A 17,080-nucleotide genomic window follows, 5' to 3' on the forward strand; every position below is an offset into this window, starting at 1 on the left:
ATTGCAGTTATGAGTAAGATTAGGATCACCAAACAATTTTCTTTTGAAACCGGTCACGCGCTTTACGGCTATGACGGGAAGTGCAAAAATGTGCACGGCCATAGTTATAAGCTAAGCGTTACGGTAATTGGAACCCCAATTACAGATACCAACAATGTAAAATATGGAATGGTGATAGATTTTACCGATCTCAAAAAGATCGTGAAATCGGAGATCGTAGATAAATTCGATCATGCTACTGTTTTCAACAAAAACACTCCACACATAGAGCTTGCAAGAGAATTAGAAAGCAGGGATCATAATGTGATCTTGGTAGAGTACCAACCAACAAGCGAGAATATGGTGATAGATTTTGCCAATAAGATCAAGAGTCAGTTACCTTCCCAAATTAAGTTGTTCTCTTTAAAGCTACAGGAAACCGATACCTCTTTCGCAGAGTGGTATGCAAGTGATAATACTTAGGGCGCAACCTTGCAGAAAAGCAAGGTCGGGCTGTGCGCTCTATCCCCGATAAAGATCGGGGGATGCCGCTGCCATCCCTTGCGCAAAACTGCTTACAAATAAAGGAAGAACTGAAATCCAATAGTTCTGCTACTTTCCTAAAATACTTATATTTACACGTCCAAACTCGAAACATGAATATTCCGAAAGGCAAAAAATTATACTTTTCAAGCGATAATCATTTAGGCGCACCTACTCAAGAGGAAAGCAAACCTAGAGAAGCAAAGTTTGTAAAATGGCTGGACGAGATAAAAGAAGATGCTGCTGCAATATTCTTACTAGGTGATCTTTTCGATTTTTGGTTCGAGTATAAACATGTAGTTCCAAAAGGATTTGTACGCACCTTAGGAAAACTTGCCGAAATTAGGGATAGCGGAATTCCCATCTATTTTTTCGTGGGGAATCATGATCTCTGGATGAAGGATTATTTCGAAAAAGAACTCAATATTCCCGTTTTTCATGAACCAAAGGAATTCCAATTCAATTCCAAAACATTCCTGATTGGTCATGGTGACGGTTTAGGCCCTGGCGATAAAGGATACAAGAGGATGAAAAAAGTATTTACAAATCCATTGTTTAAATTTTTATATAAATGGTTACATCCAGATATCGGTGTGCCTATAGCGCAGTATTTATCTGTAAAAAACAAATTGATCTCTGGAGTAGAAGATGAAAAATTTTTAGGGGAAGAAGGGGAATGGTTAATACAATACTGCCGTAAAAAACTAGAAACTCAACACTTCGATTATTTCCTTTTCGGGCATAGACATCTGCCTTTGGAAATTGAACTATCAGACACCTCAACATATATAAATACTGGAGATTGGATCGAATATTACACTTTTGCTGTTTTTGATGGCGAAGAATTGAAACTTGAAAAATTAAGTTGATATGATAATATTACTATCTAATTTAAAGAAGGCTCAAAAAATTGGAATTGCAATTTTAGTTCCAACTCTTTTGATAGCATTATTTTACTATAATGATGATTATAGTGTAATCTACGGTTCATTAACTGGAGCCGGAGCGGGTTTACTGCTTTGGAGTAAAGACCCTAAAGAAAATAAAAAATAATTCTATATCTATTGAATGTCTAAGTTTGTTGCATCAAAACCATATTTCGACAAGCTCAATATGACGAATCCCGTTTGTCACTTCAAGCGTTCCGAGAACTATTTATAAATTTAAGTTTTCTATAGAATGAAAACTCCAGTTTTTGTCATCCCGACGACAGGAGGGATCTCCAATAAAGATGATTCTGGTTCATAGAGATTCTTCAATCCGTTTCACTGCTTTCAGAATGACATCACAATCCCTTCAAACGTCGCTATATTCATTCAAAAATCAAATTTTCTTATAGAATGAAATCTCCATTTTAGTCATCCCGACGACAGGAGGGATCTCCAGTAAAGATGATTCTGGTTCATAGAGATTCTTCAATCCGTTTCACTGCTTTCAGAATGACATCACAATCCCTTCGAGCAATCTGATAAGCATCGGGATCGAGTAAATCATTTAAGCCTTAATATCCTTAAGCTTTAACTGCAAACTCACATTCCCATTCCATTCATTCTCATCTATGGAATAAACGGCATCAAAAGATTGTGAATTAATTATCAGTTCTTTTTTAGCACCCAAATTAAAACCAATAGCTCCAATTTGGCTTTTAGTTTTTCCTTGTTTCACTGCACATTTTAAATGAAGATCATCTCCACCGACACATTTGCCATAGCCTGTGTCTTTCAGATTTGTACTTAAGAAAACAGGAGACATATTTCCCGGACCATGAGGTTCAAATTGCTTTAATATTCTATGAAATTTCGGATTGATATCTGCTAGTTTTATTTCAGCATCTATAGAGATCTCTGGAGATAGCATATAATTCTCGATACTTCCGGAAACTACTTCTTCGAATTTTAATTTAAATGCATCATACTGAGATTCAGCTAAAGTTAATCCAGCTGCATACATATGTCCCCCAAATTGTTCTATATGTTCTGTACAGGCTTCAAGTGCATTGTACACATCAAAACCTTTTACAGATCTAGCCGACGCCGCTAGTTTATCTCCGCTTTTAGTAAACACCAAGGTTGGTCTATAGTAAGTTTCAATCAATCTACTCGCTACAATACCAATGACTCCCTTATGCCAGTTTTCCTGATAGACAACGGTTGTAAAACGCTCCTTTTCATCCAGATCTTCTACTTGTTGCAATGCTTCAACGGTAATACCTTTATCGGCTTCTCTACGCTCGGAATTATATGCTTCAATTTCTGATGCGAATTGTTTTGCAACTTCCAAATCATCTTCTACCAATAAATTCACCGCATGCAAGCCATGCTTCATTCTTCCAGCCGCATTTATTCTTGGTGCCAGAATAAAAACAACATCGGTTATAGTGAGAGTTTCTTTTTTTATTTGTGCTATAATCGCTTTAAATCCAGGCCTTGGAGCTACATTTATAACATGAAGTCCGTGATAGGCCAAGATCCTATTCTCTCCGGTTATTGGAACAATGTCTGCTCCTATTGCCGTAGCGACAAGATCTAAATAGGGAAATAGAATATCTAATGGAATGTCCTTTTTAATGGTCCAGGCTTGCAAAAGTTTAAAACCAACTCCGCAGCCACAAAGCTCTTTATATGGATAGTCGCAATCTTCTCTTTTTGGATCGAGAACCGCCACAGCTTTTGGAATTTCTGTGCCCGGCCTGTGATGATCACAAATAATAAAATCTATATTCTTTTCAGCTGCATAAGCGACTTTTTCAATTGCCTTTATTCCGCAGTCTAACGCAATTATAAGAGAGATATCATTATCTGCCGCAAAATCGATTCCCATATAAGAAACTCCATAGCCTTCCGCATATCTGTCTGGGATATAGGAAACCACATTTGGATAAAAGGTCTTTAAATAAGAAGAAACCAAGGCAACGCTAGTGGTTCCATCTACATCATAATCTCCAAAGACCATAATATTCTCCTCTTGCTCTATGGCTTTTTCTATTCGCTCTATAGCCTTATCCATATCCTTCATTAAAAATGGATCATGTAGATCTTCCAAAGAAGGCCTGAAGAATTTTTTAGCTTCTTCAAAGGTTTCTATTCCCCGTTGCACTAACAATGAGGCAATAGGAATTTCTATTCCAAGTTGTGAAGCTAGTTTACTAACAATTTCACTATTGGGTTTTGGCTTTAGCGTCCAGCGCATATTTTATTAAGATTGAAAACTGATTACAAATGTAATGTGACTCATTTTAAATATAGCTTAATTAGGAGTCAACACTTGTGTTTTGCTGTTAAAAAACGATCAAGATAGAATTGAGGCAATCTTTTGTTGAAGTTTTGGCACCACCGTTTCTTCAAACCAGGGGTTTTTCATTCTCCAAAATCTATTTACAGGAGATGGATGTGGTAAGGTCCAGAATTTAGGGAGATGTTTCTCATAATCTGCTACTTTTTCTGTAAGCTTGGTTTTTTCATCTGGGAGATAATAGGTGGAGGCATAAGCACCTATCAAAAGAATTAGTTTTACGTTATTCAATTCTAAAAAAACCTGATCATGCCAAAGGGGAGCACATTCTTTTCTAGGCGGCATATCACCTGTTTTGGCTTTACCAGGATAACAAAATCCCATGGGTAAAATGGCAAAATTAGAGGTGTTATAAAAAGTATCTTCATCTACTCCAAGCCATTCTCTCAATTTCTTTCCACTTTGATCTTTCCAAGCAATTCCCGACTCATGCACAACTCTACCCGGTGCCTGACTGATCAATAAAATCTTAGAGTCTTTAGATGCTTCAATAATTGGTCTAGCGCCTTGAGGTAAATGTTTTAAACAAACCTCACACTGCCTTATGGTGTCTAATAAATTTTGCATTTATGCCTTCCCTTGAACCACAATAACAATTTCGCCTTTTGGGGGTTTATTCGTGTAGTATTCCAAAACTTCTTTTGCTGTTCCGCGGATGGTTTCTTCGTGCATTTTCGTTATTTCTCGGGATACAGAAACCAATCTTTCTTCTCCAAAATATTCCATGAAATTGGCAAGAGTCTTCAGCAATTTATGAGGAGATTCATAAAATATGATTGTTCTGGTTTCTTCTGCCAAGGTCTTAAATCTGGTTTGCCTCCCTTTCTTCGGAGGTAAAAATCCTTCAAAAACAAATTTATCGTTAGGGAAACCGCTATTCACCAAAGCAGGTACAAAGGCTGTGGCACCTGGCAAACAGTCTACCTCTACTCCTTCTTGTACACAAGCTCGGGTTAGTAAAAAACCAGGATCACTTATAGCAGGAGTTCCGGCATCACTTATCAACGCAAAAGTTTCCCCATTCTTAATTCGTCTTACAATGTTTTCGACCGTTCTATGCTCATTGTGCATATGATGGCTTTGCATTGGAGTGTTTATTTCGAAGTGCTTCAGCAATTTTCCACTAGTGCGTGTATCTTCAGCAAGAATAAAATCTACCTCTTTTAAAACACGGATTGCCCTAAGAGTGATATCTTCCAAATTACCAATAGGTGTTGGCACCAAATATAATTTCGACATAATTAAGTGAACTTAATCTTTGGAAGATCTAATGGTTGAATTTATTTTCTACAAGCGCCATAAAACGCTCTTCGTACTCTTCTTTTCCTTCCCAGTTCTTATAGTCTGGCTTTACGACTTGCTGAATAAATTTATGTGCATCGTCTAGTTTATCAAAGGTGTTTAATTGAGAGATCACTCTATTATAATCATTCGTGTGTCCATCAAACAAATGCTTTATAAAAGATAAGCGTTCATTAAGACCTATATTAATTCCTTTTTTAAGTCGGTCGTTTAGAGATCTAGGCTTTTCTTTTTCCTGTCTTTTAACAGGTTCAAAACTTGGAAGATTATCATAATCTACTCCTATATCTCTAAAGTCGCTTTTCATGAAATCATCTGAATTTTCCGGTAACTTTCCGTTACTGCTTTTAGCAATGATGTTGTCTACCATACTATCCACATGCGCTGTTTCCGGAGGCATCTGGGCAACGATATCCTTGATCATTTCGGTATTAAGCTCTGTGATCGCTTCTGTATCATTATATTCAGTTCCATCTGGCAAATATTCATCTTTAGTAGATTCTGTCGCCTTTTCTGGTGTAATTTTCTCTTGCTTTACAGCAGTAGAAACATTTGGTGTTTCTTTCAATCCGGATAAATTTTCTTCAGTAAAAGCCACTATGGTCAATTTCTCATAAAGCTCTTTTGCTAGTTGCTTTAATTGCGCAGTAGAAGATCCGGAGGCGTTGTTAAGTATAGTGTTTGCTAAATTTTTTAATTCAGATTCCAATTTCTTTTTCATCACAAGTATTATTTTTATTTAGAAGATAGATACTATAAAGTGCAATAATGCTACCAAGTTTAATTTATCTTAGCTTCCGTAAGTATTAATTGGTTTACAAATTTACTTTAACGAACATCCACCTCGGTTGTATTTTTAATAAATTTGTTTCAACTTTATGCCGATTAGGTATAAATCCTAAACTGCACTGAAAAATACAAAATGTTTCTCGAAAATACAGTAAATCATAAGGAGCAATTTGGCTGGATAGAAGTTATATGTGGATCTATGTTTTCCGGTAAAACCGAAGAATTGATCCGCCGACTTAAACGAGCCACTTTTGCAAAACAAAAGGTTGAGATCTTTAAACCTGCCATAGATAAACGTTACCATGAAGAAATGGTAGTGTCTCACGATGCTAATGAAATTAGATCTACTCCGGTTCCATCTGCGGCACATATCCGCATTTTAGCCGATGGTTGCGATGTGGTAGGAATAGATGAGGCCCAATTTTTTGATGATGAAATAGTGACCGTTTGCAATGATCTTGCTAATAGCGGAATTAGAGTGATCGTTGCCGGACTGGATATGGATTTTAAAGGAAATCCTTTTGGGCCGATGCCAAATCTTATGGCAACTGCAGAATATGTTACCAAGGTACATGCGGTATGCACAAGAACTGGCAACCTCGCTCAATTTAGTTATAGAAAAGCGGTTAATGACGATTTGGTGTTTTTGGGAGAAAACGAAGAATATGAACCTTTAAGTAGGGCTGCTTATTTTAAGGCAATGCTTAAAGAACGGGTTAAACATTTTTCTGTAAAAGATGCAGAAACTGTAGATCCGGGAAAAACACCTACCTAATGTCTAGCGTTCACGAAACTACTTTAGAGATCGATCTAGGAGCTCTAACTCATAATTACAATTACCTAAGTTCTAAACTGGCCAAAGGTGTAACATTAATGGGCGTTGTGAAGGCTTTTGGATACGGCAGTGAATCTGCTGAAATAGCTAAAAAATTAAGTGAGTTAGGGGTTAGTTATTTTGCAGTAGCATACACAAAAGAAGGGGTTGCACTTAGAGATGCAGGCATCACAGAACCTATTTTGGTGCTTCACCCGCAATCTATTAATTTTGAAGAAATAATAGAAACATGTTTAGAACCTAGTATCTATAGTGAATTCGTTCTTAGGGAATTTATAAAAACAGCCGAAAAACTTGGTCTGAAAAATTATCCCATTCATTTAAAATTAAATACCGGTTTAAATAGACTTGGCTTTATTGATCCTGAATTAAATACCGTTTTTGACTATCTAGGAAAATCTGATGCTGTTAAAGTGAGATCTATCTTTTCCCATCTTGCCGCAAGTGAAGATTGGAGGGAACGCGAATTTACATTGCAACAACTGGGAAAATTCAGGAAAATGGTTTTTAGATTATTCGAAAATTTGAATTATAAACCCTTTCTTCATATAAGTAATACTTCAGCAGTAATCAATTATCCCGAAGCTGCTTTTGACATGGTGAGATGCGGAATTGGACTTTACGGATTCGGTAATGACGAAAAGATCAATGAGAAGCTAAAACCAATTGGCACCTTAAAAACGATTATTTCTCAGATCCATGAAATTGCGATAGGAGAAAGTGTAGGTTATAACAGAGCATTTACTGCAACCAAAAAAACTATGACCGCTACTTTACCAATTGGTCATGCAGATGGTATTAACAGGCAATATGGTAATGGCCGGGCAGGAGTTTTTATAAAAGATCAATACGCCCCCATTATTGGAAACGTATGTATGGATATGCTCATGATAGACATTACAGGCATAGATTGTAAGGAAGGGGATGAAGTTATTATTTTTGGTGGCCCTCAACATGCCACAGTTTTTGCTGCAAAAGGAAATACTATTTCTTATGAGTTGATTACGGGGATTTCACAACGCGTGAAACGTGTGATTATTGAGGAATAGGCTCTACAATTAATATTTTTCTGTAAATTGTGGGGTACTATCATAAAACTTGAACATTTATGGCGTTTTTTTCTGATTTTAAAGCCTTTTTAATGAAAAAGGATATCGTTGCCTTAGCAACTGCCGTAGTTATTGGAGCTGCGTTTAACAAAGTAATTTCTTCTGTAGTTGCAGATATATTTATGCCTGTAATAAGTGTGTTAACTGGAGGAACAGATTTTACTCAGAAATTCATCTCGTTGGATGGTCAAAAATACACCACTTTAGAAGCAGCACAGGAAGCAGAAGCTGCGGTCTTAACTTACGGAAATCTTCTTCAGGCAATTATTTATTTCATATTAGTTGGACTTTTTGTGTTCTTATTCCTAAAAGTTTACGAAAAAACTAAAAAGAAAGAGGAAGAAGCTGCTCCTGCTCCAAAAGGACCTACACAAGAAGAGTTACTTATAGAAATTAGAGACGAATTGAAAAAGCAAAATCCCTAAGATGAGGAATATCTACCTATATTATATTGCAATCTTAGCCCCATTGGCTTTTCTTCTTTATTTTATGAGAACAGACCAATTAAACTCATGGGTTTTAATTCTTGGTATAATTGTATATTCCATAGTTTATAGAACTTATATAGATGGTTTAAGACTAGTAAGTAAAGGGATCATTGAAAGATCTGATATTTGGAAGATGGCATACAACGGGAGACGATTTCAATATTTCAAGGAATTATATTTTAAATAAAAAACCTATCTAAATCACCGCTACATTATATATTCTAAACCTAAACCCTTCACTCTGTGGAGGGTTCTTTTTTTTACTAAAATTAAAAATGTGTTCAATTCCGTAGAATCGTCATAAATTATTGTTCTTAAACTATCCAGATATTTTTTTGTGCAATACATTTGCAAAGATTGTTAAAAACAACATTTGGAGAAGCTAAATCCTTCTCTAATTCATTTATATAAACAAACAGCATGAGAGTAGCAGTAGTTGGTGCAACCGGAATGGTTGGACAAGTAATATTAAAAGTTTTAGCAGAAAGAAATTTCCCGATTACAGAATTATACCCGGTAGCTTCAGAAAAATCGATTGGAAACAGCATTCAGTTCAATAATAAATCATTTAAAGTAATTGGCCTAGAAGAGGCAGTAAGTCTAAAACCAGATCTTGCACTTTTTTCTGCAGGTGGAGACACTTCTTTAGAATGGGCTCCAAAATTTGCTGAAGTCGGTACAAAAGTGATCGATAATTCCTCAGCCTGGAGAATGGATCCTTCAAAAAAATTGGTTATTCCAGAGATCAATGCAACAGAACTTTCTTCTGAAGATCTAATTGTTGCAAATCCAAATTGCTCTACAATTCAAATGTTAATGGCCTTAAAGCCGCTACATGATGCTTATAAAATAAAACGAGTGGTTGTTTCTACCTATCAGTCCATCACAGGAACTGGTGTAAAAGCAGTGCAGCAGTTGGAGAATGAATACAACAAGGAACAAGGAGAAATGGCATATCCTTATCCAATTCACAGAAATGCTATCCCTCACTGCGATGTTTTTATGGACAATGGCTACACTAAAGAAGAAATGAAGCTTTCTAATGAAACCAAAAAGATCTTGGGAGATGATTCTGTGCAGGTTTCAGCTACTGCAATTAGAATTCCAGTTGTTGGAGGACATAGTGAATCGGTAAACATCGAATTCGAAAATGACTTCGAAGAAAATGAGGTGAGAAAATTATTAAGCGATTTTCCTGGAGTTACCGTACAGGATAATACTTCAGTAAATACCTATCCCATGCCTATTTATGCCGAAGGAAAAGACGATGTTTTTGTGGGTAGAATAAGACGTGATTATTCCCAACCAAACACTATAAATATGTGGATAGTTGCAGATAACTTAAGGAAAGGAGCTGCGACCAATGCCGTACAAATCGCCGAATATATGCTTAACAATGGGTTGTTGCCTGCATAAATTGGGTAAATACCTTTTAAAATGTAACTTACAGGCTATAATTGTCACCTATATCAAATAAACATCTTTAAGTCACTATGAAAAAACTATTAATCGGAATTATTGCAATAGGAAGCATTTTTTCCTGCAAAGAAGATTCCAACCAAGAACAAGCAGAAGTATTGAAATATCCTGACACTAAAAAAGTTGATACCGTTACCACTTATTTTGGAACCGAAGTTAAAGATCCTTACCGCTGGCTGGAAGACGATAGAAGTAAAGAAACAGAGGAATGGGTAAAGGCAGAGAATAAAGTTACTTATGACTATCTGGCTAAGATCCCTTACAGAAAGGAACTTAATAATAGGTTAACAGAACTTTGGAATTACGAGAAATTAGGCGCGCCTTTTACTGAAGGGGATTACGATTATTTCTTTAAAAATGATGGACTACAAGATCAATATGTGGTCTATCGCAAAAAAGGAGATTCTGAAGAAGCAGAATTATTTTTAGATCCAAATAAATTCAGCAAAGACGGCACTACCTCTCTTGGTGGCTTAAGTTTTTCTGACGACGGAAAAATGGCAGCCTACAGTATTTCTGAAGGTGGAAGTGACTGGAGAAAAGTGATCCTTTTTGATACTGAAGCTAAAGAAGTAATTGAAGATACGCTGATAGATGTGAAATTTAGTGGAGTTTCCTGGAAAGGAAATGAAGGTTTCTATTATTCTAGTTATGAAAAGCCAGAAGGTAGTGAGCTTTCAGCAAAAACAGATCAGCACAAACTTTTCTATCATAAACTGGGAACCAAACAAAGCGAGGATAAACTTGTTTTTGGAGGTACAGAAGCACAAAAACATAGATATGTTGGTGGGTCTGTAACAGAAGACAATAATTACTTATTTATTTCGGCAAGAAATTCTACTTCCGGCGGAAAGTTATTTATGATGGATCTTACCAAACCAAATCCAGAGTTGGTTACATTAATTGGTAATGAGGATACAGATAGCTATGTGATAGAAAATGATGCAAGCAAACTCTTTATTGTAACCAATCTTAATGCGCCAAACCAAAAGATAGTTACTGTAGATGCAGCAAACCCAGGTTCAGAGAATTGGAAAGATTTTATTCCTGAAACCGAAAACGTATTAACGCCTTCTACAGGTGGTGGGTATTTCTTTACAGAGTATATGGTAGATGCTGTTTCTAAAGTAAAGCAATACGATTATGATGGTAAGTTGGTAAGAGATGTGGAATTACCTGGAGTTGGATCTGTGGGTGGTTTCGGTACTAAAAAGGATAAAGATTATTTATACTATTCCTTCACTAACTATGTAACCCCTGGAAGTATCTATAAATACGATATTGAGAGTGGCTCTTCAGAATTATATAACAAACCAAACATAGATTTTAATCCAGAAGATTATGAAAGCAAGCAAGTTTTCTTTAATTCAAAGGATGGAACTAAGATTCCAATGATCATTACTCATAAAAAAGGAATTGAGCTTAACGGAAAGAACCCAACCATCCTTTATGGTTATGGAGGATTCAATATTAGTTTAACTCCTTCATTTAGCATTGCAAATGCAGTTTGGATGGAGCAAGGCGGTATTTATGCAGTCCCAAACTTACGGGGTGGTGGTGAATACGGGAAAGAATGGCACGATGCGGGCATTAAGCTTAAAAAACAAAATGTTTTTGACGACTTTATTGCCGCTGCAGAATACCTTATCAAAGAGAAATATACTTCTAGTGACTACTTAGCAATTCGCGGTGGTTCTAACGGAGGATTATTAGTTGGCGCAACAATGACTCAGCGTCCAGAATTAATGAAAGTAGCATTACCAGCAGTTGGCGTTATGGACATGTTGCGTTATCATACATTTACTGCCGGAGCAGGATGGGCTTATGATTATGGTACTTCTGAAGACAGTAAGGAAATGTTTGATTATATATATGGGTATTCTCCTGTTCATAATGTGAAAGAAGGGGTGAAATATCCGGCAACTATGGTTACTACCGGAGATCATGACGATCGTGTAGTACCTGCACATTCCTTTAAATTTGCTGCCGAATTACAAGAAAAGCAGGCTGGAAACAATCCTGTGTTAATTAGAATTGAAACAAAAGCCGGTCATGGCGCAGGGAAACCAACTGCAATGATCATAGATGAATATGCAGATATCTTTGCCTTTACCCTTTTTAATATGGGATTTGAGGTTTTACCTGAAAAGCTTAGCGATAAAGTGAAAGGATAATCAATAAAATTTATAATTTTTATCCCTCATTGAGGGTTTAATTTCCCGTCCCGATAGCCATCGGGATGCCTCGAATTTTTAAAAGAATATTCCAACTCATACCTCGTGGGCTTGCCCCGAGGTTCTTGATTAAGGTCGGAGATACAAAGTATTTCCGACCTTTTTATTTATAAAAATCCAATAGTAAAGTATGCTGAAATCAAAAAATGCCCCTTTTGATTATAATGAAAACCCGGTTTTTAAAAAAGATTTAATTACAAGTTCCTTTTGTTCTGCTTAAATAAATTATCAGTAATGATCTTGTCGTTACTAGGGCTGTTTGGTTGGAGTACTGTAAAAAAGTAGTCGCCAAGAAGCTGTTTTCCATTCTAATGGGAAGAGGCTTTTTCGGGTTTAGAAGGTTTTCAGTCACCTGAACACTTTTGTGATTAATCACAATTAACCTTATTTTGATGATTCCTAATTGCAGTAGCTTATGTAGGAAATTAATTACATATAGTTTTTACTAAATTTGCTCATTTATCATAAATATGTTAAAAGTATTTTATTTTATAGCTTTTAGTTATTCAGATTATAATATTTTCATATTTTTTCCCTCTAACATAATTGGTTATTATAATAACATAATTAATTATTGAAAAAATAATTTCTAATGACCTACCATCAGAAAATTTTTAAAAACATGCCTTTTCCTTGCCTCTTATTTGAGAGAAGAGAGGGGGATTTTGTTATTAAAGAGTCGAATACTCAATTCTGTAAGATTACAAATAGTAATGAAGAAGAATTAAAAGGGAAATTAATTGAAGAAGTTTTTCCTCAAAATTCATTTTCATTAGGCTCAAATGAAATCGTCGAATCTTTTAAGATCGCATTTACAAGTCAGGAGCCCCACAAAATAGATGTTCTTAGATATGATATCTATGATAAGCAAAATGATAGTTACCAAGACAAGTACTGGGAGATTGAGAATATTCCTTTACTAGATGAAAACCATGAAAGCGAATATATTTTAAATGTTGTTAGAGATATAACATTTGACGTTTTAGAGAGTGAGCGGTGCAATGTTCTGCAGTATAATTTTGATACCAAAACTGAAAACCATGAAGAATTTATTGAACGAATTACCGATGGCCTTTTTTCTTTAGACCTGGAAGGGAATTTTGTGAGTCTCAACAAAGGGCTTATCGATATTGTAGAAACGCCTGAGTCCGAATTGTTGAAAATGAATTTTCTGCCATTTTGCGGTCAGGATCATCGTGAAATCATCGTTAAAAAGTTTAATGTAGCCATAGGTGGAAAAAATCAAAAATTTGAAGCAAATTTTATTTCGGGAAAGGGAAGAAAGATGTTCCTGGAAATTTCACTTGTTCCTTTAAAAAATGAAGGAAAAATAACCGGGTTATATGGTATTGCAAAAGATATTAGCAGGTTAAAAGAATCTGAAAATGCCTTATCTCAAAGTGAAATAAAATTTAAGTCACTGGTTCAGGAAGGTTCAGATCTTATTGGAATACTTGATTTAGAAGGAAAATATAAATTTGTTAGCGAAACTTCCTATCCTGTGCTGGGTTTTGCCCCGGAAGAATTTATTGGTAAAATGGCTTTTGATTTTATTCATCCTGAGGATAAAGAAAGGGTGATAAAGCAATTCTCAGAATTGGAGTTGAAAAGGCAAATTGAAATCCAACCTTTTCGTTTTAAAAATGCTAAAGGAGAGTGGAGATGGATCGAAACAAAAGCAACCAACTTTGCGAACGATCCAAGCGTTAGTGGTATTGTGACAAACTCAAGAGATGTTACAGAGCATATAAATTCTCAAAAAGCAATTAAAGAAAGTGAAGAACGGTATCGCTCTTTTTTTGAAAATAGTATAGATGCGGTTATGGTAACAATTCCAGATGGTAGAATATTAGCCGCTAACCCAAGTGCTTGTAAAATGTTTCAAAGAACTGAAAAGGAGCTTTGTTTGATGGGCAGAGCAGCCGTAACTGATCCTATGGACCCACGACTGGCAGAAGCTCTTAAATTGAGAAGAGAAACAGGAACAGCTAGTTTGGAGCTAAGCTTTATTCGGAAAGATGGTTCTAAATTTCCGGGTGAAATTACTTCCTCTATTTTTAAAGATGCTAATGGGGACTTACGAAGTTCCATGATCATTAGAGATATTACAGAAAGGAAGGCTACAGAAAATAATCTGTTGAAATTAAATAAAGAGCTTAAAAATTATACTAAAGAAATTCTAACTGCCAATGAAGGTTTGGAACAATTCTCTTATATAGTCTCTCATAACCTAAGGGCTCCCATTGCCAATATTATAGGTCTTGCTAATTTATTAGAAAACAATGACCAGCCTGAGGAAATTCAGAAAGAACTATTTAATGAGACATTCACAAATATTCGTCGCCTAGATAATGTAATGCAGGATTTGAATGAAACTTTAAAACTAAAAGATGATTTTTCAAAAAAGCGGGAGTCCGTAAATTTAGAAAGCTTAACACAAAGCATTATAGCTTCAAATCAGAATTTAATAGATACAGAGAATGTTAGTATTACAAATAATTTTGGTGCAATTGATAAGGTTTACACCGTAAAAAGCTACCTCTATAGTACTTTTTTTAATCTTATTTCCAACAGTATTAAATATCGTAAACCAGATGTTTCTCCTGTAATCGAAATAAGAACTGAGCGTCTAGACGATCAAGTAATCATTCATTTTAAGGATAATGGTTTAGGAATAGATCTGGAGAAAAAAGGAGATCAAATTTTTGGTTTTTACAAACGTTTTCATAAGCACGTAGAGGGGAGAGGTCTGGGATTATTTATGGTTAAATCACAGCTAGTAATGCTCGGAGGTCAAATTGAAGTAAAGAGTTTATTAGGCCATGGAACAGAATTTACAATCTACTTACCAAACAACAAATAAAAATATGCATTCTTTTAATTACATGGTAGTTGATGATGATCGCACCAATAATTTGATTTGCCAATTGATGATTCAAAAGTTTGATGAGGGTGCAGAAATTAAATTATTCTTAAAGCCAGAGGAAGGCCTAGAATATATTGAAAATTATGTGGATAAACCCACAGTGCTTTTCTTGGATGTAAATATGCCTACAATGTCAGGCTGGGAATTCTTGGACCAATTTTTAGAATTTAAACCTGAAATTAAAGAGAAGCTTCATATTTATATACTCACTTCAGCTATTCAGAGTTTTGAAAAAGAAAAAAAAACATATCCATTTGTTAAGAATATTTTGTCTAAACCTCTTAAAAAGGAGTATTTGATAGAGATGAAAAATTCATTTGAAAAACAAGTATAATCTAAGTTGAACACCAATTAAAATCATTGATGTCTAGCCCTCTATAGTTTAAAGCTGATGTCTCAATTACTCGATTAGCCTTTTAATTTTAATCATTGTAAAACATATAGAGTAAACTGTTTTTATTGATAATCCTTTATAAAATTGTTCCACTCCATAGTTTTTAAAGTGGCGATAAGTACCGGGTTAATTTTTTCCACAAGGCGCGATCCTTTTGGAAAACTGTAACTGTAATAATCTCTTTTCAATGTTTTCTGAAGTACTTCAAGTTCATCATTTAAATTTCTCCTGTCGATCTCATATTTTAATATTGGCTGGTCATAAACAAATAAAGCAGATTTCTTATCCCGAATTTTTTGAATACCCTCCCGTTCATTGACTACTTCTTCACTTCTTATGTTGTATTGATTAAGAAGCTCCTGTGCACTTGATCCGGCTACTGAAATAACTTCAAAATTATCCAAGTCATGAATGGAGTTTATCTCGTCGGATATATTTTGAACAGTAAGAGAAGATGCAATTCCCGCAGTTAAACTGGAGATCATAATTATAGCCATAAACATCCAGATTAATCCAATGAACCGGCCTCCAAAGGTTTTAGGAGATTTATCCCCGTAACCAACGGTGGTCATTGTTACAGCACTCCACCAAAATCCCTGGAAAACTCCTTTCAATCCACTTCCAAATTCTTCTTTATTCTTCTTCCTTTCAAATAGCCACACAAGAAAACCGAAAAGAAGGATCACACCCAACAGGATAAGGATGGCAGATATAAAGTTCCAGCTAATTATATTGGCCAGATAAGACCAGATCATAGTTTCACTTTTTTTTGCGATGCCTGTATAGGAAATAAAATATGGCTGGGAAAAATCCAGTCGTTTCATTCTTGAATTTGTCACCGTAACCGGGTTGATACTTAAATCTACCTCGTTATTTTCAACGGCCTCCATTAAACTTACAAGGGAAGGATACGTTTTATACTCATATTCCAACTCTAGAGATTCATTAACAAGTTCCCATGAGGAAATACTCAATCCAGAAAATTCACCGCCCTCCTCTACTATAAAAGGAGGAGTTTCCGTAATCCCTATAACAAGCTTTTTATTTATAATCGGTGCTGTTAAAGAATCTGATGTTTCCTGTGCGCTCCCTATTTCTGAAAAAAAGAAGATATTAATTAGAAATACGGCAATAATAGATTTCATGTTCTTGGTTTTGGTAACTCCCAAAATAAGAATTTTTTTTCGGCTGAAGCGAATGAAAAAGCTACTTTGCCAGATTTACCATGGCAACCACCGAGCAATGATAGATTAAAACAAAATTATGTCCTTCAGCAAATTGTGTAAATTTAATACAACTTTATATTTTTCGATTTCTACAAACAAGCTAATGCATTACCTTTGTTTGTAATAATTTTTCAGAAAATGGAAGAAGAAAAAAAAGATATTTATCAAACTGCCGAAGTGATCCTAATGATCATTAAATATGAAGGTGAGATTGAAGATGTTATTGAATATCCCTTAGAATTTGAAGCCGCTTACAAGGAGTTGCTAGAATACAAGATCATAAAAAAAGGAGAGGAGAAATACCTGCCAGACCTTAATTTCAATAAAGCTCACGAACTGGGCTTCAGTAAATATGTTGAAACGATTAACAAACCATCAAAATTTAAACAATACATCACCAGCAAACCAGCCCTAGGCGTATTAGCCGGTGCTGTTTTGGTCACTGCCGGTTACCTGATGCGGACTGAAAAAAAGTATAACTAATC

At 35.5% G+C, this 17,080-nt stretch carries 17 protein-coding genes; 12 read left to right on the top strand and 5 right to left on the bottom strand.

What is annotated here, in order from left to right:
- Window positions 1-9: 9 nt before the first annotated feature.
- From H033_RS0101710 to H033_RS0101720, 3 genes are all read left to right on the top strand, one after another.
- Window positions 10-462 carry a 6-pyruvoyl trahydropterin synthase family protein gene (locus H033_RS0101710; protein WP_026836786.1) on the top strand — a complete coding sequence of 151 codons (453 nt, stop codon included), beginning with the start codon at window positions 10-12 and terminating at the stop codon, window positions 460-462.
- Window positions 463-635: 173 nt separating this feature from the next.
- Complete coding sequence (locus tag H033_RS0101715) at window positions 636-1,391, top strand: UDP-2,3-diacylglucosamine diphosphatase (protein WP_026836787.1); 756 nt, start codon at window positions 636-638, stop codon at window positions 1,389-1,391.
- A gap of 1 nt (window position 1,392) precedes the next feature.
- Complete coding sequence (locus tag H033_RS0101720; protein WP_026836788.1) at window positions 1,393-1,575, top strand: hypothetical protein; 183 nt, start codon at window positions 1,393-1,395, stop codon at window positions 1,573-1,575.
- 441 nt (window positions 1,576-2,016) lie between these two features.
- Here H033_RS0101720 and recJ read toward each other — a convergent pair whose 3' ends face one another.
- From recJ to H033_RS0101740, 4 genes are all read right to left on the bottom strand, one after another.
- Window positions 2,017-3,711: a single-stranded-DNA-specific exonuclease RecJ gene (gene recJ, locus H033_RS0101725; protein ID WP_026836789.1), complete on the bottom strand. Its 1,695-nt coding sequence runs from the start codon at window positions 3,709-3,711 to the stop codon at window positions 2,017-2,019.
- Window positions 3,712-3,810: 99 nt separating this feature from the next.
- Window positions 3,811-4,380 carry a uracil-DNA glycosylase family protein gene (locus H033_RS0101730; RefSeq protein ID WP_026836790.1) on the bottom strand — a complete coding sequence of 190 codons (570 nt, stop codon included), beginning with the start codon at window positions 4,378-4,380 and terminating at the stop codon, window positions 3,811-3,813.
- Window positions 4,381-5,052: a 16S rRNA (cytidine(1402)-2'-O)-methyltransferase gene (rsmI, locus tag H033_RS0101735; protein ID WP_026836791.1), complete on the bottom strand. Its 672-nt coding sequence runs from the start codon at window positions 5,050-5,052 to the stop codon at window positions 4,381-4,383.
- A gap of 28 nt (window positions 5,053-5,080) precedes the next feature.
- Window positions 5,081-5,836 carry a hypothetical protein gene (locus H033_RS0101740; protein ID WP_026836792.1) on the bottom strand — a complete coding sequence of 252 codons (756 nt, stop codon included), beginning with the start codon at window positions 5,834-5,836 and terminating at the stop codon, window positions 5,081-5,083.
- Between the two features lie 201 nt (window positions 5,837-6,037).
- On the opposite strand from H033_RS0101740, the gene H033_RS0101745 reads away from it, so the two are divergent.
- The 8 genes from H033_RS0101745 (at window position 6,038) to H033_RS19325 (ending at window position 15,309) form a co-directional block, all read left to right on the top strand.
- Complete coding sequence (locus tag H033_RS0101745) at window positions 6,038-6,679, top strand: thymidine kinase (protein WP_026836793.1); 642 nt, start codon at window positions 6,038-6,040, stop codon at window positions 6,677-6,679.
- Window positions 6,679-7,788: an alanine racemase gene (alr, locus tag H033_RS0101750; RefSeq protein ID WP_026836794.1), complete on the top strand. Its 1,110-nt coding sequence runs from the start codon at window positions 6,679-6,681 to the stop codon at window positions 7,786-7,788. The genes H033_RS0101745 and alr overlap by 1 nt, the downstream gene beginning before the upstream one ends.
- Window positions 7,789-7,847: 59 nt before the next feature.
- Window positions 7,848-8,273 (top strand): large conductance mechanosensitive channel protein MscL, encoded by a 426-nt coding sequence (mscL, locus tag H033_RS0101755; RefSeq protein WP_026836795.1) that lies wholly within the window; start codon window positions 7,848-7,850, stop codon window positions 8,271-8,273.
- A 1-nt stretch (window position 8,274) separates the two neighbouring features.
- Entirely contained in the window at window positions 8,275-8,523 is a 249-nt protein-coding gene (locus tag H033_RS0101760; protein WP_026836796.1) for a hypothetical protein, read from the top strand.
- Between the two features lie 233 nt (window positions 8,524-8,756).
- Complete coding sequence (locus H033_RS0101770) at window positions 8,757-9,752, top strand: aspartate-semialdehyde dehydrogenase (protein ID WP_026836797.1); 996 nt, start codon at window positions 8,757-8,759, stop codon at window positions 9,750-9,752.
- A 77-nt stretch (window positions 9,753-9,829) separates the two neighbouring features.
- Window positions 9,830-11,989 carry a prolyl oligopeptidase family serine peptidase gene (locus H033_RS0101775; RefSeq protein WP_026836798.1) on the top strand — a complete coding sequence of 720 codons (2,160 nt, stop codon included), beginning with the start codon at window positions 9,830-9,832 and terminating at the stop codon, window positions 11,987-11,989.
- 652 nt (window positions 11,990-12,641) lie between these two features.
- On the top strand, window positions 12,642-14,912 hold the full coding sequence (locus H033_RS0101785) for a PAS domain-containing sensor histidine kinase (protein WP_081661792.1): 2,271 nt from the start codon (window positions 12,642-12,644) through the stop codon (window positions 14,910-14,912).
- A gap of 4 nt (window positions 14,913-14,916) precedes the next feature.
- Window positions 14,917-15,309 (top strand): response regulator, encoded by a 393-nt coding sequence (locus tag H033_RS19325; RefSeq protein ID WP_196809406.1) that lies wholly within the window; start codon window positions 14,917-14,919, stop codon window positions 15,307-15,309.
- A 122-nt stretch (window positions 15,310-15,431) separates the two neighbouring features.
- On the opposite strand, the gene H033_RS0101795 is transcribed toward H033_RS19325, so the two are convergent.
- A complete protein-coding gene (locus tag H033_RS0101795; RefSeq protein ID WP_026836800.1) occupies window positions 15,432-16,514 on the bottom strand; it encodes a transporter substrate-binding domain-containing protein in 1,083 nt (360 codons plus the stop codon).
- Between the two features lie 219 nt (window positions 16,515-16,733).
- Here H033_RS0101795 and H033_RS0101800 point away from each other — a divergent pair, with 219 nt between their 5' ends.
- Window positions 16,734-17,078, top strand: a complete 345-nt coding sequence (locus H033_RS0101800; RefSeq protein WP_026836801.1) for a hypothetical protein — start codon at window positions 16,734-16,736, stop codon at window positions 17,076-17,078.
- The last annotated feature ends 2 nt before the right edge of the window (window positions 17,079-17,080 follow it).

Origin of the sequence: Gillisia sp. JM1, from assembly GCF_000424645.1 — a bacterium.
Taxonomy (GTDB): domain Bacteria; phylum Bacteroidota; class Bacteroidia; order Flavobacteriales; family Flavobacteriaceae; genus Gillisia.

Coding starts and splice junctions, on each gene's coding strand:
- H033_RS0101745 (WP_026836793.1), top strand. CDS start 6,038: ATGTTTCTCGAAAATACAGTAAATCATAAGGAGCAATTTGGCTGGATA.
- recJ (WP_026836789.1), bottom strand. CDS start 3,711: ATGCGCTGGACGCTAAAGCCAAAACCCAATAGTGAAATTGTTAGTAAA.
- alr (WP_026836794.1), top strand. CDS start 6,679: ATGTCTAGCGTTCACGAAACTACTTTAGAGATCGATCTAGGAGCTCTA.
- H033_RS0101785 (WP_081661792.1), top strand. CDS start 12,642: ATGACCTACCATCAGAAAATTTTTAAAAACATGCCTTTTCCTTGCCTC.
- H033_RS0101710 (WP_026836786.1), top strand. CDS start 10: ATGAGTAAGATTAGGATCACCAAACAATTTTCTTTTGAAACCGGTCAC.
- H033_RS0101800 (WP_026836801.1), top strand. CDS start 16,734: ATGGAAGAAGAAAAAAAAGATATTTATCAAACTGCCGAAGTGATCCTA.
- H033_RS19325 (WP_196809406.1), top strand. CDS start 14,917: ATGCATTCTTTTAATTACATGGTAGTTGATGATGATCGCACCAATAAT.
- mscL (WP_026836795.1), top strand. CDS start 7,848: ATGGCGTTTTTTTCTGATTTTAAAGCCTTTTTAATGAAAAAGGATATC.
- rsmI (WP_026836791.1), bottom strand. CDS start 5,052: ATGTCGAAATTATATTTGGTGCCAACACCTATTGGTAATTTGGAAGAT.
- H033_RS0101715 (WP_026836787.1), top strand. CDS start 636: ATGAATATTCCGAAAGGCAAAAAATTATACTTTTCAAGCGATAATCAT.
- H033_RS0101795 (WP_026836800.1), bottom strand. CDS start 16,514: ATGAAATCTATTATTGCCGTATTTCTAATTAATATCTTCTTTTTTTCA.
- H033_RS0101775 (WP_026836798.1), top strand. CDS start 9,830: ATGAAAAAACTATTAATCGGAATTATTGCAATAGGAAGCATTTTTTCC.
- H033_RS0101740 (WP_026836792.1), bottom strand. CDS start 5,836: ATGAAAAAGAAATTGGAATCTGAATTAAAAAATTTAGCAAACACTATA.
- H033_RS0101770 (WP_026836797.1), top strand. CDS start 8,757: ATGAGAGTAGCAGTAGTTGGTGCAACCGGAATGGTTGGACAAGTAATA.
- H033_RS0101720 (WP_026836788.1), top strand. CDS start 1,393: ATGATAATATTACTATCTAATTTAAAGAAGGCTCAAAAAATTGGAATT.
- H033_RS0101730 (WP_026836790.1), bottom strand. CDS start 4,380: ATGCAAAATTTATTAGACACCATAAGGCAGTGTGAGGTTTGTTTAAAA.
- H033_RS0101760 (WP_026836796.1), top strand. CDS start 8,275: ATGAGGAATATCTACCTATATTATATTGCAATCTTAGCCCCATTGGCT.